The 15,534-nt window shown below is 44.6% G+C and carries 17 protein-coding genes, 1 other RNA gene and 1 pseudogene; 12 read left to right on the forward strand and 7 right to left on the reverse strand.

The features are described from left to right. Positions 1-5 precede the first annotated feature (5 nt). From AOC29_RS08265 to AOC29_RS08310, 11 genes and pseudogenes are all read left to right on the forward strand, one after another. Positions 6-686, forward strand: coding sequence for an HAD family hydrolase (locus AOC29_RS08265; protein ID WP_215295481.1), 681 nt, complete (start codon positions 6-8; stop codon positions 684-686). Positions 687-750: 64 nt separating this feature from the next. Further along, positions 751-1,109: a transfer-messenger RNA gene (gene ssrA, locus AOC29_RS08270) on the forward strand. A gap of 197 nt (positions 1,110-1,306) precedes the next feature. Further along, positions 1,307-1,765: a mobile mystery protein A gene (locus tag AOC29_RS08275; RefSeq protein ID WP_215295483.1), complete on the forward strand. Its 459-nt coding sequence runs from the start codon at positions 1,307-1,309 to the stop codon at positions 1,763-1,765. Then, entirely contained in the window at positions 1,762-1,980 is a 219-nt protein-coding gene (locus tag AOC29_RS11355; RefSeq protein ID WP_251369967.1) for a hypothetical protein, read from the forward strand. The genes AOC29_RS08275 and AOC29_RS11355 overlap by 4 nt, the downstream gene beginning before the upstream one ends. A gap of 15 nt (positions 1,981-1,995) precedes the next feature. Beyond that, positions 1,996-2,349 (forward strand): annotated as a pseudogene (locus AOC29_RS11360) (mobile mystery protein B); the annotation flags it as partial. A gap of 58 nt (positions 2,350-2,407) precedes the next feature. Beyond that, positions 2,408-3,193 carry an enoyl-CoA hydratase/isomerase family protein gene (locus tag AOC29_RS08285; protein WP_371819520.1) on the forward strand — a complete coding sequence of 262 codons (786 nt, stop codon included), beginning with the start codon at positions 2,408-2,410 and terminating at the stop codon, positions 3,191-3,193. After that, positions 3,190-4,116: a hydroxymethylglutaryl-CoA lyase gene (locus AOC29_RS08290; RefSeq protein WP_215295485.1), complete on the forward strand. Its 927-nt coding sequence runs from the start codon at positions 3,190-3,192 to the stop codon at positions 4,114-4,116. Before AOC29_RS08285 ends, AOC29_RS08290 begins: the two co-directional genes overlap by 4 nt. A 1-nt stretch (position 4,117) precedes the next feature. Further along, a complete protein-coding gene (locus AOC29_RS08295) occupies positions 4,118-5,083 on the forward strand; it encodes a tripartite tricarboxylate transporter substrate binding protein (protein WP_251369968.1) in 966 nt (321 codons plus the stop codon). A 20-nt stretch (positions 5,084-5,103) separates the two neighbouring features. After that, a complete protein-coding gene (locus AOC29_RS08300; protein WP_215295487.1) occupies positions 5,104-6,297 on the forward strand; it encodes a CaiB/BaiF CoA-transferase family protein in 1,194 nt (397 codons plus the stop codon). After that, the gene (locus AOC29_RS08305; RefSeq protein WP_215295489.1) at positions 6,294-7,457 is read left to right on the forward strand and encodes an acyl-CoA dehydrogenase family protein; all 1,164 of its coding nucleotides are present in this window, start codon (positions 6,294-6,296) and stop codon (positions 7,455-7,457) included. Before AOC29_RS08300 ends, AOC29_RS08305 begins: the two co-directional genes overlap by 4 nt. Positions 7,458-7,479: 22 nt before the next feature. Then, entirely contained in the window at positions 7,480-7,872 is a 393-nt protein-coding gene (locus AOC29_RS08310) for a cupin domain-containing protein (RefSeq protein ID WP_215295491.1), read from the forward strand. Positions 7,873-7,911: 39 nt separating this feature from the next. Here AOC29_RS08310 and AOC29_RS08315 read toward each other — a convergent pair whose 3' ends face one another. From AOC29_RS08315 to AOC29_RS08345, 7 genes are all read right to left on the reverse strand, one after another. Beyond that, positions 7,912-9,990 (reverse strand): TonB-dependent receptor domain-containing protein, encoded by a 2,079-nt coding sequence (locus AOC29_RS08315; protein ID WP_215295493.1) that lies wholly within the window; start codon positions 9,988-9,990, stop codon positions 7,912-7,914. An 84-nt stretch (positions 9,991-10,074) separates the two neighbouring features. Further along, the gene (locus AOC29_RS08320) at positions 10,075-10,251 is read right to left on the reverse strand and encodes a hemin uptake protein HemP (RefSeq protein ID WP_323481956.1); all 177 of its coding nucleotides are present in this window, start codon (positions 10,249-10,251) and stop codon (positions 10,075-10,077) included. 5 nt (positions 10,252-10,256) lie between these two features. Further along, entirely contained in the window at positions 10,257-10,718 is a 462-nt protein-coding gene (locus AOC29_RS08325; protein ID WP_215295496.1) for an energy transducer TonB, read from the reverse strand. 266 nt (positions 10,719-10,984) lie between these two features. Further along, on the reverse strand, positions 10,985-12,154 hold the full coding sequence (locus AOC29_RS08330; protein ID WP_215297462.1) for a class I SAM-dependent methyltransferase: 1,170 nt from the start codon (positions 12,152-12,154) through the stop codon (positions 10,985-10,987). Between the two features lie 14 nt (positions 12,155-12,168). Beyond that, complete coding sequence (locus AOC29_RS08335; RefSeq protein ID WP_215295497.1) at positions 12,169-13,023, reverse strand: pirin family protein; 855 nt, start codon at positions 13,021-13,023, stop codon at positions 12,169-12,171. 21 nt (positions 13,024-13,044) lie between these two features. Beyond that, positions 13,045-13,596 (reverse strand): carboxymuconolactone decarboxylase family protein, encoded by a 552-nt coding sequence (locus tag AOC29_RS08340; RefSeq protein ID WP_215295499.1) that lies wholly within the window; start codon positions 13,594-13,596, stop codon positions 13,045-13,047. Positions 13,597-13,605: 9 nt separating this feature from the next. Then, complete coding sequence (locus tag AOC29_RS08345; protein WP_215295500.1) at positions 13,606-14,607, reverse strand: tripartite tricarboxylate transporter substrate binding protein; 1,002 nt, start codon at positions 14,605-14,607, stop codon at positions 13,606-13,608. Between the two features lie 89 nt (positions 14,608-14,696). Here AOC29_RS08345 and AOC29_RS08350 point away from each other — a divergent pair, with 89 nt between their 5' ends. Next, positions 14,697-15,467: a sulfurtransferase gene (locus AOC29_RS08350; RefSeq protein ID WP_215295502.1), complete on the forward strand. Its 771-nt coding sequence runs from the start codon at positions 14,697-14,699 to the stop codon at positions 15,465-15,467. Positions 15,468-15,534: the final 67 nt, after the last annotated feature.

Here is a 15,534-nt window from a genome sequence, read left to right on the forward strand (position 1 = left end):
AGAGCGTGAATCACTTATCGAGTCCTTACGAGGGAGTCTTCTTTGATCTAGACGGCACTCTCGCAGATACTGCGCCCGACTTGGTGGCTGCAGTGAATCAACTCGTCCTAGCGCGCAAGGCATCGCCAAAACCATATGAACTGCTTCGCCCTTATGCCTCTGCTGGTGCCCGCGGGCTAATTGAAGGTGCATTCGGAATGAGCCCTGATCACCCCGATTACCTCTCTTTGCGAGATGAATTTTTAAGTAATTACGAAAATGCGCTGATGGTGAATAGCACTTTATTTGATGGGATAAGTCAGGTGCTAGATCAACTCGAAGCCGCCAGCATTCCTTGGGGAATTGTTACCAACAAACATGAACGATTTACTAGGCCCATTACTGAACAAATGGGCCTACATCAAAGGGCCATATCGACAGTCTCGGGTGACACTACAGCGCATGCAAAACCCCATCCTGAGCCGATATTGCATGCCGCAAGGATCGCCAGTATTGACCCTGCAAAATCCATTTACATTGGCGACGATATTCGGGATGTGATTGCAGGCAAAGCAGCGGGCATGCAAACCGTTGCGGCTGCCTATGGTTATTGTGGCTGCAAAGAGCCTCCTGAGGCCTGGGGCGCAGATTTCATCATCAATACCCCACTCGAACTAATAAAAATTATCTTCCCCAATCAGGGTTAAGTCAAAGATATTCAACAATTTAAGGCCAGCGGCTTTAAAATAGATCCTCCTATGCATGAACTCTGGGGTCGACATGGTTTCGACGTGGATTACAAAGCATCAAGGGCATACCGAGGACCCGTTATCTCGTAAATCAATGGGAATGTAATAACTGCTAACGACGAACGTTACGCACTAGCCGCTTAATTGCGGTTGCCCCTGAACTGATTCTCTCTTGGGTCAGGTAGCGCAAGCTACATCAGGGTCATTTACAAGAGATAAGACTATTTTGCGTCACGAAGAATAGTACGAAAACCTAGTGAATCGTCAGCGAGGAACGTGTCAATCCGTGCCTAACTGATTAAATCAAACGATATGACTAAGTATGTAGAACTTGTTGTGGAGGATTTGCGGACGCGGGTTCGATTCCCGCCGACTCCACCATTTTGAAGTCTGTAACAGTCTAACGCCACCTAATAGGGTGGCGTTTTTCTTTACAGTGAAGGCAGGTTTACAAGTCTATTGTAGTAAAAAACCTTTGTTCTTATAAATATTTGGTACCTATGGGTATTAAATTAGTTTCATTATTGATACCTGTAAGTTACAATTATGATTATTAATTAATACCCATAGGTATCAATATGAATAAGAAATTCGCTAACCTACAGCTCCATCAAATGGAATCTACCCTTACTAAGTTAAGGGAAACTCACCTTCCAAACCGCCCAGGTAATGGGTGGGCTAAAGCCATTCGAGAATCCTTAGGCATGTCAGCATCTGCATTGGCTCGTAAGCTGGGTGTTACACCCCATAGCATCGCCAAGCTAGAAAAAGCTGAGGTAGATGAAAAAATCACCTTGGCTAGTCTCAGAAAACTGGCTAACGCTTTAGATTGTGAATTGCAATACACCCTGGTGCCACGCAAGTCATTAGAGGAAATCCTGGAAGATCGTGCTATTTCTGTTGCGCGGGAGCGCTTGCGCCCCATTTCTCACTCAATGAGTCTTGAAGATCAGGCGGTGGACAAGTCTGCCAGTGAAAAGCAACTGCAACTACTGGCGAAAGAGATTTTGGATGGTCCTAGAAGGAATCTGTGGTGATTCGTTTTGAATATCCGCTAGGGGCTACTCCGATTGATCCAGATGAAGCCCTTGGTCTTATTCCAAAACACATTAGTACGCAAGCTGATTTAAATGCTTGGGAAGAATTGAATATTGTCGAAGGCGCAAATTGGATCGCGCGTCAAAAGATTATTCAAGGCTTGAATGAAGGGCTGGTACGTGAGCTACATCGCCGTATGTTTAACCAAACATGACTCTGGGCTGGCACGTTCAGAAAGAGCGCTAAGAATATCGGTATTGACTGGACCCAGATTGCTGTTGCCCTTAAGAATCTCTTAGATAACACTAGCTATCAGATTAAAAATAAAGCGATGTCCATTGATGAAATCGTAGTGCGCTTTCATCATCAACTTGTGCTAATCCATGCGTTTCCGAACGGTAATGGTCGACATGCTCGCCTCATAGCAGACGCACTCATTGTCAATCTTGGTGGCAAGAGATTTTCTTGGGGTAGTAATACTGCAATCACCAACCTAGATGTTGTCCGCCAAAACTACTTATCAGCACTGCGCACTGCGGATAAGGGCGATATCGCGCCGTTAATGTATTTTGCTAGACAATAAAACGAAATTCCTGGGTTTCCAGTAAATTAAAGAAAAATCAAGAAACTGGAGACTGAAGTTGGCCAACAATCAATTGCCTACCTACCAATACCTCACCGTTGAGGGTGCGGACTTGGTACGAGTCACTTTAAACCGACCTGAAGTACGCAATGCTTTTAACGCGGGTTTGATTGGCGAGTTGCATGATGTCTTTACAAAGTTAGGGGCTGATGATCACTGTCGAGTGATTGTGCTTCAAGCTTTGGGTAAAAGTTTTTGTGCGGGCGCTGATCTCAATTGGATGAAGAGTATGGCCAAGTTCACCAATGAAGAAAATATTGCTGACTCTAGAAAGATGGCGCTGATGCTCAATGCTATTTATTCCTGCCCAAAACCAGTAATTGCCAAAGTGCAAGGCGATGCCTATGCTGGTGGCGTCGGATTAGCTGCAGTATGCGACATCGTAGTTGCCTCCTCACAAGTTCGCTTCTGCATATCGGAAGCTAAATTAGGTTTGTTACCAGCAACAATCGCCCCTTATGTCATTAGAGCGCTAGGTGAACAAGCATCACGTAGATATTTTGTTACTGCAGAAGTCTTTACTGCTGCTCATGCAAAGGATCTAGGTTTTGTCCATGAGCTAGTTGACCCAGAAGCACTTGACAGTAAAGTCAATGAGATCTGTCAAAGCATTATTAGTAATGGTCAGATGGCGGTGATGGCGTGCAAAAAAATTGTGCAGGATATTTCACATCAAGCTATTACAAATCCTTTAATTGAGGAGACCGTAAAACGGATCGCCAATATTCGCACTAGTGATGAAGCGCAAGCTCGCATGAAAGCCTTTCTCGAGAAAAGCAAATGAAGTCATCACCAAATCTTCCTAAAAAGGTCAAGATCGTTGAAGTAGGCCCTAGAGATGGCTTGCAAAATGAAAAAGAGTTTGTGCCCATTGAGACCAAAGTTGAGCTCATCAATCAACTTTCCAATGCAGGCTTCCCCAATATCGAAGCAGCCTCCTTTGTATCGCCTAAGTGGATTCCACAAATGGCAGGCAGCGCTGAAGTGATGGCTACGATTGCCAGGAAATCAGGCATCATCTATTCGGCCCTCACCCCCAATATGAAAGGATATGAGGACGCATTAGCAGCAAAAACAGATGAGATCGTCATCTTTTCTGCTGCCTCCGAAGTCTTTGCTCAAAAAAATATCAATTGCAGTATCGCTGAATCGGTTGAGCGTTTTATTCCTGTAGTCAATGCCGCCAAACGTGATGGTATTCGGGTTCGCGGCAGCATCTCATGTTCATTTGGTTGCCCCTATCAAGGTTTAGTAGAGCCTAGGCAAGTTGCTGAGGTAGTTAAAAGAATGATGGATTTAGGTTGCGATGAAATCGATATTGCAGATACGATTGGAGTGGGCACTCCCGGACAGGTTGCTGCAGTATTTGAAGAAATACTGGCATTTGCTCCTAAAGAATTATTCTCTGGGCACTTTCATGACACCTATGGGCAATCGCTTGCCAATATTTATGCTGCCATGGAAATGGGTATCAGTATTTTTCACTCCTCCATTGCTGGATTAGGTGGCTGCCCTTATGCCAAAGGTGCAACTGGCAATGTCGCTACCGAAGATGTCTTATATATGCTCAAAGGGTTGAGCATTGAAACAGGTATCGACTTTGACGCCGCAATTAACGCTGGCGAATACATCACCGAAAAAATTGGTAGGCCCAACGCTTCTCGTGCTGGACGCGCCATTACTGCTAAAAAATCAACCGGAGATTAATATGAATAGATTACGTACACTCTTTGCACTCGCGCTTACCGCAGGCTCATTACACTGTGCCGCGCAAAGCTATCCATCCTCGAATATCACGATGGTTGTGCCTTTTGCAGCTGGTAGCGGGACAGATGGAGTCGCTCGTGTGATGGCGACCAAGATGAGCAGTATCTTAGGACAGCCCGTCATCATTGATAACAAACCTGGTGCGAGCGCACAGATTGGCGCTCAACTAGTAGCCTCAGCCAAGCCTGATGGCTATACCCTGTTGATGACTACCAATACTTCGCACTCAGCCAACCCTTGGTTATTTCAAAATCTAAAGTACGACCCCATTAAAGACTTCACACCGATTGCACGCGTTGGTGAACTACCATTCGTGCTTTGTGTGAACAACGACCTCCCCGTTAAAACCGTCCAAGAACTGATTGATTACGCCAAAGCCAATCCTGGCAAACTATCTTATGGCACACCAAACAGTACTTCACTAGTGACAACCGAAACGATCATGCATTTGACCAAAATTAGCATGACACAAATTCCCTATAAATCCAGCCCACAAGCGCTGACTGATCTTATTGGAAATCAAATTCAGGTGTATGTGGCAGATACAGGTTCAGGGATGGCGATGATTAAAGCCGGTAAAGTACGCGCCATTGGTTTAACTGGTAACAGACCTTATGCACAATTACCGAATGTTCCACCTATTGCGAAAACCATCGCAGGCTTTGATCTTGTGTCATGGAATGGAGTTTTTGGTCCAGCCAATCTTCCTAAGCCCATCATAGACAAAATCAATGCTGCGATTCAAGAGGCTACTAAAGATAAAGAAGTGCAAGCCAAATTAGCACAACTTGGCTTTGTCATTTGGCCATCCAAGAACCCACAAGACTTTGCTCAATACGTTAGTGATCAAATGGCCTACTGGGGTAAGTTGATTATTCAATCAGGCATTAAGTCTGAACTTAACTAATTCGTAAATTCTCAAGGAGTATGATGGGCCCATTAGCTGGCGTTCGCATTTTAGATTTGACCTCAGTCATATTGGGACCTTTTGCGACTCAAATATTGGCATCCATGGGCGCAGAAATTATTAAGATTGAAACTCCTGAGGGTGACAATATGCGCGATGTTGGCCCCATGAGAAATCCAAAGATGGGTCACATCTTTTTACAAGCCAATCGCGGTAAAAAGAGTATCGTTTTGGATCTGAAAGATCCCGAATCCAAGCAAGTCACATTAGATCTTGCGAAAACGGTAGATGTCTTTATTTCTAATATCAGACCTCAAGCGCTCGATCGTCTTGGTTTAGGTTATGCAGATGTAAAAAAGGTAAATGAGAAGATTATTTATGTTTCCTGCTCAGGATTTGGCCTGAATGGACCATATGCAGACAAACCTGCTTATGATGACTTGATCCAAGGCGCCACAGGTGTACCCTGGTTAATGCAAGAACATGGGGTACACGAACCTCGCTATGCCCCGACTACTTTGGGCGACAGGGTCACGGGTCTTCATTCAGTATATGCAGTGACTTCAGCCTTATACGCCAGAGAAAAAACAGGTAAGGGGCAACACGTTGTAGTTCCCATGTTTGAATCGATTGCCCAGTTTATTTTAGGAGATCACCTAGGCGGAGAATCCTTCATCCCCCCGATTGGTAAATCGGGATATGCCCGACTTCTATCCCACTACCGCAAACCATATGCCACACAAGATGGCTATATCTCCATCCTGATCTATAACGATAAACATTGGAAAAGTTTTTTTGAGGCCATTGGCCAAGCAGAGCGACTACAGGAAGAAATCTTTTGCACGCACACGAATCGCGCCAACAATATCGACCAGGTTTATAGCGAGGTTGAGAAAATCATTCAAACCAGAACTACTTCGCAGTGGCGTCAACTTCTGGATCAGTACGACCTACCAAATCAGCCCATGAATTCGATTAGCGATTTAATTCAGGATGAGCACCTCAATCAGACTGCATTCATCCATACTGAAAATCATCCGAGTGAAGGACAAATTCGGGTCATGAATAGTCCCGTATCTTGGTCTGAAACGCCTGCAGAAGAAAACCTCAGTCCCGCCCCCACACTCGGTCAACACACTGCCGAGATTTTGCGGGAACTGGGTTACGCAGAAGATGCTATTGCATCCTTAATCCGCTCAGGAATGAAAAAATGAATTTTCAGTTCACGCCAGAGCAGCTGCAAATTCAAGATGCTATTGAAAAACTGTGTAAACCATTCGATGCAGACTATTGGCTTAAAAAAGACCAGTTGGGCGACTTTCCCTTTGATTTCCATCAAACACTAGCCGATGCTGGCTGGCTGGGAATAGCAATGCCCCAAGAATATGGTGGTGCAGGTCTAGGCATTACTGAAGCCGCCTTAATGATGCGCACTATCTCAGGAAGTGGCGCAGGCTTATCCGGGGCCTCTGCAGTGCACATGAATATTTTTGGTTTGCACCCAGTAGTCGTATTTGGTTCAGATGAACAAAAGCAACGCTGGTTACCGCCATTAATTGCAGGCAAAGATCGCGCCTGTTTTGGGGTGACAGAACCTAATGCTGGCCTCAATACCCTTAAGCTTTCGACTAAAGCTGAGAAACAGGAAGATCACTACCTTGTAAGCGGACAAAAGATTTGGATTTCGACCGCTCAGGTTGCTACAAAAATTTTACTGCTAGCACGTACTACGCCTGTTGAAGACGCGAAGGGCACTGAAGGTCTATCCCTGTTTTATACCGACCTCGATCGCTCCTGTATTGATGTGCGTGAAATTGAAAAAATGGGTCGTAAATGTGTCGACTCTAACGAAGTGTTTATTGATCAGCTAAAGATTCCAGTACAAGATTTAATTGGAGAAGAGGGTAAAGGCTTCTCTTATATTCTGCATGGCTTAAATCCCGAAAGAATTTTGATTGCGGCTGAAGCCATTGGTCTTGGTCAAGCAGCCTTAGCTCGCGGAGCTCTGTATGCAAAAGAACGGATTGTGTTTGATCGACCTATAGGTCAAAACCAAGGCATTCAACACCCACTAGCTAAATCTTGGATGGAATTAGAAGCTGCTGACCTCATGGTATTTAAGGCTGCGAGTTTGTATGATGCAAAACTGTCTTGCGCCGCAGAAGCAAATGCTGCTAAGTACCTAGCAGCAGAAGCCTGTTTTCATGCCTGCGAGAATGCCATCATGACTCATGGTGGCATGGGTTATGCCAAGGAATACCATGTAGAGCGCTATCTTCGAGAGTCATGGATTCCACGTTTAGCCCCGGTTAGCCCACAACTCATTCTTTGTTTTATTGCCGAAAAGGTCTTAGGCCTACCAAAATCTTATTGATATTTATTTAGAAAGCACATCGATGAGCAATACTAAATCACGTTACTTCGTTAAAGCTGGAGAAGTTGAAGGCTATCACCCAGCAAACCATCATGGGACCGTCAATCGTCGACTCATCGGTAGTGAGACTGTTGGCGCAAAACAGCTAGAAGTGCTTCATGGCACCATTGAAAAAGGTAAGGGCGCTCTACCCCATGCTCACCCTGGAATAGAACAGGTCTGCTATATGCTCGAAGGACGCGCCAGAGCTGAAGTGAATGGCGAAGTCTGTGAAATGGGCCCAGGTGATGCCTGTTTTTTCCCTGCAGATGCCATGCATGTATTTACCGTCATCAGTGAAGAACCAGTGAAGGTCTTGGTCATCTACTCTCCACCTTATGAAGAGAACCCCAAAAGAGTTATCAGACCAACCTGAGGCAAATGCCACTCACAAGAGTGGCATTTTTCTACCTCGTTAATTGAACTGATAACTCATGCCCGCTTGGAAATTAAGGGGCGCCCCTGGAAAGATTCCATCTGGGCTACGGCTAGCGATATAACGCTTATCGAATAGATTATTCACCACGCCAAATACTTTCCACTCTTTATTGATAGCGTAGTTTGCACTCCAGTTAACCATTGCGAAGGCAGGAATCTCACCCAGCGTTCCAATTGCATTTTGTGTAACTGTATTTGCTGCATCAGCGTATTGAGCAGAAATATAATTGACTGAGACTAAAGTATTGAAGCCATTTTTTTGATAATTGATACCTAAGTTAGAAGTGAGCTCGGGCGTGTAAGGAATTCGTTTGCCATCCCTTCCCATTGAGCTCGTACCAACAAACTTAGCAACAGGTATATAGGTTGCATTAGTGTTGAGACTCCAGCCTCGACCCAGCTCATAGCCTAAAGCCAATTCAAGACCTTGATGCAGACTCTTTCCGCCATTTGCTTTTGATATTCCTGAAGCAAGACTCTGATTGACGATCTGATTACTGAAATCCATACTGAAAACAGCAGAGTCATAAGAAAGAGCTCCCGAGCGGCCCCTCAATCCCAGCTCCATATTTGTAGAACGCTCTGGAGCAAGCTGTTGATCTACTCCTTTATCATCAATTGCTGTAGCTAATTGAGCTGGAGCAAAGCCCTTATAAATGCTGCTATAAATCTGTGCCTCTGGAATGAGTTGCCAAGTGGCGCCAAGCTGGGGAACAGTTTCAATATTCTTGGCATTACCACTTTTACCTGAAATCACATTAGAACGATTTTGGTTATAGCTTTCAATTCGGACCCCAGGAATCAGGGCAAAGTTTTGAGTAATTGAGAATCGGTTTTGAGCGTACATTGCAACTGAGTTAGCCTTATTTTCCTCATGTAATGAAAGCCGTCCAGAATGTGCAAAGGTTTGCGAAGTCACAACTTGATTAGACTGTGACTCTGTATGTAGGCGAATACCAAACTCAGCCTCATTAGAGATGCCAAGAGCTTCATAGGCATATGAAACACGGGAATCTATTCCTAGCATTTGAAACTCTCGATTGCGACCTGCCAAACAATCTGCTCCAACATTGCAGGGCTTAAAAACTGTTGCATCCTGGGTGCGATCTGCAATTGACTGCCTCCAGTAATCTCGCCCCAACCTACTCCAATACACCAATGTATTGATCTTGGTATCAGAGTCAATCTCCAATGAATGGTTGAGGTCTACTGCATTTCTTTGCGTAATAAAGCGATCGTTAGGGGCTGGATTAATGCCCGAGTTCGCTACAAACTGATTTGGACGCAGACCAACATAAGAGGTATTGATGTTGTTGTCGTAGTGGCTATATTTCAGACTTAACCACTGATTCTGAGCAACTTGCATACCTCCTTTGAGCAAGATGTCATACATCTTGAATCCATTATTTTGATAACCATTCGACTCAGCTTGGATGACATTAATCCCTCCAATCATTCCATTGGAATCAGATTTTCCGCCAGCCTCTATTTCTGCCAAATGGTATCCATAATTACCAAGCTTACCGGTTAATTTAAAACCCGAAGCGGGAGTTTTACTCAGGTAATTGATCACACCACCGATGTTGGATGGGCCGTACTGAAGTCCAGAAGCACCCTTTAAGATCTCAATACTGCTAATGCGTTCGACTGGAGGACTATAGTACGAAGCATTGGAAATAAATAAGCTGGGTTGAATGGGTGCCCCATCCTCTAAAAGCAGGACTTTAGAACTGCGACTGGGGTTCAGTCCGCGAATACCAATATTGGGAATAGATCCAAGACCGCCCTCGTCTCCGCGAACGTTCACACCTGGGACTGTTTTTAATACATCTTGAAGAGAAAGTGGCTGAAGTAATTCAATTTGCTTTTCAGTCACAACGTCAACTGTTCCGGGAATCTGACGAGAAGCACCCTCCTCTTTTGCCACAATATCGATTCTGGGTAGTTCAATATCCTTGGCTTTTGCTAAATTTGAAAGTGCACTTCCAAACACTAACGCGATAGATGAAAACCAAACAATCTTATTGCAGGCGCTTCCAATGACGTGATACTTCATATACAACCTCCAGTGATAACAACAAAAAATCGCTGGCTATTTGCATATGAAAATGCTCTTGCTGGCTGCTAATTGATAAACTTCTTATTTTGTGAGAATGAGCTTCCTCAATTTGGTGATACGTAATTGATATCGATGCCCATCATGCTCAATGAATATTAGTTCTTTTGGACCCAGTAAAGTTTTGCTGGAAATAATTTGAGGTAGATCTCGACAAGATGCGTTGGGCTTTAGCTCAGAATTAGCCATACTGTTATCCATTGAGATTAAGCCTCTAAGGTAAATTGCACTGGCAAACGGAAACAGTCAACTGCATTGCTATCAAATGAATCCGCAGAAGATGAAAACTTCCATTTTGCTAATGCATTCAATGCCGAATTATCTAAACTTGGATATCCAGAGCTCCTAAGAACATCGACTTTTTCTACCGTACCCCTTGGGTTAACGCAGAGTTTCACTAGAACGACGCCCTCCTGCTTAAGACGCCTACTAATTAAAGGGTAAGTAGGTTTTGAACCATCAATTTTTTGTCGACTGATGGCGCCAGGTATTAGGGCATCTTGGGTAAGAGGAAGAGAGGCTTGCTTGCCAGGAGAACCTGATTGAATACTGGTAGATGATGTATTTGATGTGCTGGCTTGTAGTGTTATCGCGGATTTTCGCTGCAGCGATGAACCCTGATCTAAATCTCGTAAATCCATAATCATCAGTTCAGAGGGTGATTTCAAACCTCTCGAAGAATAAGAAATAAATGAGCCAACCAACAGAAGGGCATGAGCAATCAGGACAAATAAAATAAGATAAAAATTTCTGATTTGCAAGCCGCAATACACATTTCTTCCTTAAAAACCAATGAGCAGAACATCACAATATATTTACTGACGATTGTGTAAAACACATCGCAAATAAAAGTAGTACCGAATGATTTTAGGGATGAAGCTTGCCATTAACAACCCTGACGCAAATGAGGATAGATGCTGTAGGGATATTTTTACTAATGAGTATTGCCAAATATTGCTAGACGCCAGAGAGATGTAGTCTCTTGAGATCGGGCTTTATGTAATGCATCCGTCTTATCAAATACCTTTTGATGTTGTGGCTTGGCATCCAATCGAGCAATCACCTTGAGACCAGCAGCATCAATCCAAGCAAGTAACTCTTCTCTGGTACGCAAGCCTAAGTGCTCGGCTAGATCTGACAGAATCAACCAACCCTCACCTTTTGGGAGTAAGTGATCTTTCAATTGACTTAAGAAACCCTTGAGCATCTGACTATCTGGATCATAAACCGCATGCTCCAGAGATGAACTTGGTCTTGCTGGTAGCCAAGGTGGGTTACAGACAACCAAGGCCGCGTTTCCTTCAGGGAATAAATGCCTTTTTTGAATTTCAATCTGATTGTCCAGATTCAGGCAATCAATATTTTCCTGTGCACAAGCAATGGCGCGATCATCTTGATCAGTGCCAATGATCTTTTTGATTTCTCGCATTGCTAATACTATTGATAGGACGCCTGTACCCACACCGATATCAAAAGCAGTCGAATTTTCTTTGAGGGCGCTTGGAAGTGGTGCCTTGAGAACAAGCTCAATATATTCCCCGCGAATTGGTGAAAAAACGCCATAGTGTGGATGAATGCGAATCTCTTCATCATCTCTTGCCAAAATCGGCACGCCCTTCTTGCGCCACTCATGCGCACTGATAACACCGAGTAATTCTCGTAAGGAGATGACATACGACTCATTCTGATCCCCATATGCCTCAAGACAAGCTTGTGCTACATCTGGAGCACGCCTTAAGGAAATGGTGTGATCTGCATTCACTTGAATGAGCAACATTCCTAAAATACGAGCACGCTGTGATTGAGAGAGACGATGCAAATTGAAAGTATCTAGAGAACTTTTCGTTTTGTCTTTTTCGATACGATCCACCCGTTTAGATTTTTTGGATGGCTTATCTACTCTTCTGACTAAAGCTTGTAGTAACTGGCGTGCATTCTGAAAGTCGCCTCTATAGAGAATTGCAGTACCTTCGCATGCCATACGGTATGCAATATCTGCCGTTAGCGTATCGTCGCCAATCTGAATTTTTTTATGCGAAGCAATACCATTTTCGGAATGCCATTTAGCAGCGCAAGATTGACCCGCCTCGTCCCAATGGATCATCACGAATGAATCATTCAAGAGGTCACAAAGCGATTGTTTTGGTAATCGTCGATGGCCTGCTCAATCTCAGAGCGTGTATTCATTACAAAGGGGCCGTATTGAACAATCGGCTCATGCAAAGGTAGTGCTGCAAGCACAATAAACTGGGCGCCTTCAGCACCGGCTTTCGCCTTGAGTAAATCACCATCACCTAATACGATCGCAGCCTGCTTGGGCGCAGCCTTCATGGGACCACCAAGCTCAAGGTTGCCCTCATAGATATACACAAATGCGTTGAGTTCCTTGGCAACGCGATGCTCAAACTCTGCATTAGGAGGCAAATGTACATCTAGAAATAAAGGCGTAGTAGTAATCCCCTGAACAGGCCCTTGAATACTTGCAACCCCGTCCTCATAAGAGCCTGCAATCACCTTCACAGATCCACCATTCAGCAACGATGTCCTTGGAATATCTTCTACTTGAATGTCTTGATAGCCAGCTGGCTTCATTTTTTCTTTAGCAGGTAAATTAATCCATAGCTGAAAGCCTCGCATTGCGCCGCTTACTTGCTGTGGCATTTCTGAGTGGATGATTCCGCGTCCTGCCGTCATCCACTGCACTCCGCCTGTTTTGAGATGCCCTTGATTGCCCAAGTGATCCTCGTGCAACATGTGCCCTTCAAGCATATAAGTCACCGTCTCAAAACCACGATGAGGATGCGCTGGAAATCCTGCCACATAATCATTCGGATCATTCGATGAAAACTCATCGAGCATCAAGAAGGGATCAAGCCTGACTTGCTGTTGACCCCCCAAGCTGCGCCGCAACTTCACGCCTGCGCCATCAGTAGTAGCGATACCTGGAATAATCGTTTGGATATTGCGGATCATTGAAGAATTGTTATCTTCGCTTCAGGCTGGTGGATGATCTTCAGGATTCACATCCAAAGCAATCAAAAAGCGTGACACCATGTTGTAAGCAGCAATCACTGTTACTAATTCGACTGTATCAGTGCTACCCAGCTCTTTTTGCAAACGCTTCATCAATTCAGAATCTACTTTGATATTACGAGTCATTTGGAAAGTCAGGTCTGCAGCATCATTCTCCACCTGGGAGAACAGATTTCTAGGGAAGCTAGACTGACCAATTAAACGCAAAGCCTGAACTTGTTCTTCTGTACCACCGGCTTTCTTAAAAGGGGGTGCATGATGAAAGAACTCATATTCAGCGCCGTTCAATACCGCAACACCACACATCGCCAACTCACGCAACTTGGGATCTAGTGAAAGATTGTTCCGAATCTCGCCGATGAAATGATTCCAACCCTCGGCAACCGGCACGCTATGCAATAGCATACGATCCAAATTAATAAACTGACCGCCACGACGCTGACGAATGGCGGCAACTAGCTCAGCTGGTTCAGCCAAGTCCATGGGCTGATAGGGAATTAAACGTTCTGACATAAATACTTTCTATTGAGTAGTTTCTTTAATATTGTTTTCAATCACGAACTTACCCCAGATACCAATTTGCTTGCCAATAAATTCGCGCGCAGTTTCAGGAGTGCCACCAATGATTTCAATGCCTTGAGATTTAAATTTCTCAGCTACAACTGGGGCCTTTAAGGCTTTATTCAAAGCCTTATTCATAGCATCCACAATGGCTGGTGGTGTTTTGCCTGGCGCCAATATTGCCCACCATGCTGGCGCACTAAAGCCAGGGAAACCACTCTCAGCAATGGTTGGAACATTTGGCAAGGCTGGAGATCTCTTTGCAGTAGTAATCACCAAAGGAATGACGCCGCCACTTTCAATGTGCGGCTTTACCAAGAACTCTGAACCAATTGCTAGCTCAACTTGACCACCCAAAACGTCTTGCATTAAAGGACCACCGCCACGATAAGGAATGTGGTTCCAATCAAAGCCTGCCTGCTTTGCCAAACGCGCCATCGCTAAGTGCCCTAAGCTACCTATACCAATAGAACCGTAGCTAAATTTCTTACCTGCTTTAGATTGCTCAACAATTTGTTTAAAACTGGTAATGCCGGAGTTTTTGCTAGCAACCAGCACCATTGGCGAAGTACCTACCAAAATGATCGGCGCAATATCTTTAATCGTGTCGTAGGGGAGCTTATCTTTGAGACTTGGGTTCACGCCATGGGTATCAAAAACTGCTGCGAAGGTGTAGCCATCAGGATCAGAGCGTGTCATGGCAGATGTACCAATCACGCCTGAAGCACCGCCGATGTTTTCAACGATCACATTTTGTTTTAGTTCGGCCTGTAGTGCGGGAGCCAAAATTCGGGCTACCTGGTCTACAGATCCACCAGGAGGAAAAACAGCAATCAAGCGAATAGGTTTCTGGGTTGGCCAAGCACCGGTGCCAGCAGTTTGTGCCAAGCCATGGTTACTGGCCCCGAGAGCTAATAAAGCCAGGATCAGGACTCTTTTAGCCTTTTTTGCCATATCTAGCATGGATTCGTCTCCTTTGAATAAGACCTCAAGATTACCACCCTCAAGCCCTATTTGCTCGATAATGCTGGGGTAGCTTGAAGAGAAAAAACATGAAGTCGATTTTGAACATTGCCGCCTATTTATTTGTCAGCTTAGATGAGCTGCCAGAACTACGCGCCAAAATGCTCGATGAATGCAACGCCAGAGAACTCAAGGGCACCATTCTGCTCACTGGCGAAGGCATCAATCTATTTCTCGCAGGTAAAACAGATGCCTTACGTGGATTTTTAGATTGGCTACGTACCGACTCTCGCTTTGCACCTTTGCAGGCAAAAGAAAGTTGGTCGGATGAGCAGCCGTTTAAAAAAATGCTCATCAAACTCAAGAATGAAATTATTCGCATGAATCATCCAAGCATTCAGCCAGAGAAAGGTCGAGCGAATTTTATTTCCCCAAAAAAATTACAAGAGTGGTTAGATCGAGGCACTGATGATTTAGGCCGCCCGGTAGTGATGGTCGATACGCGCAATGCATTTGAAGTGGACTACGGCACTTTTGAAAATGCCCTGCACTTTAATATTGAGAAGTTCACCGAATTTCCTGCGGCCATCTCTGCGCATAAGGAAGAGTTGGCCGATAAAACCCTAGTCAGTTTTTGCACTGGCGGAATACGTTGCGAAAAATCAGGACTCTACATGCGAGAAATCGGCATGGAGCATAGCTACCAACTGGAAGGTGGAATCCTCAGGTACTTCGAAGAGGTTGGTTCTGCCCACTATCAGGGCACCTGCTTTGTGTTTGATGAGCGTGAAGCGCTAGAACCCAATCTAGATACCATACCCATAGAGCGATCGATTCGTAAAAAGCTCAAAACTGGCTGACTTGATAGCCAGTTTTGAGCATCGATAGTAAAATGATCTACCTGCATTACCTTAATAAGTAACAATC

The organism is Polynucleobacter sp. JS-JIR-5-A7 (assembly GCF_018687935.1).
In the GTDB taxonomy this organism is placed as follows: Bacteria; Pseudomonadota; Gammaproteobacteria; order Burkholderiales; family Burkholderiaceae; genus Polynucleobacter.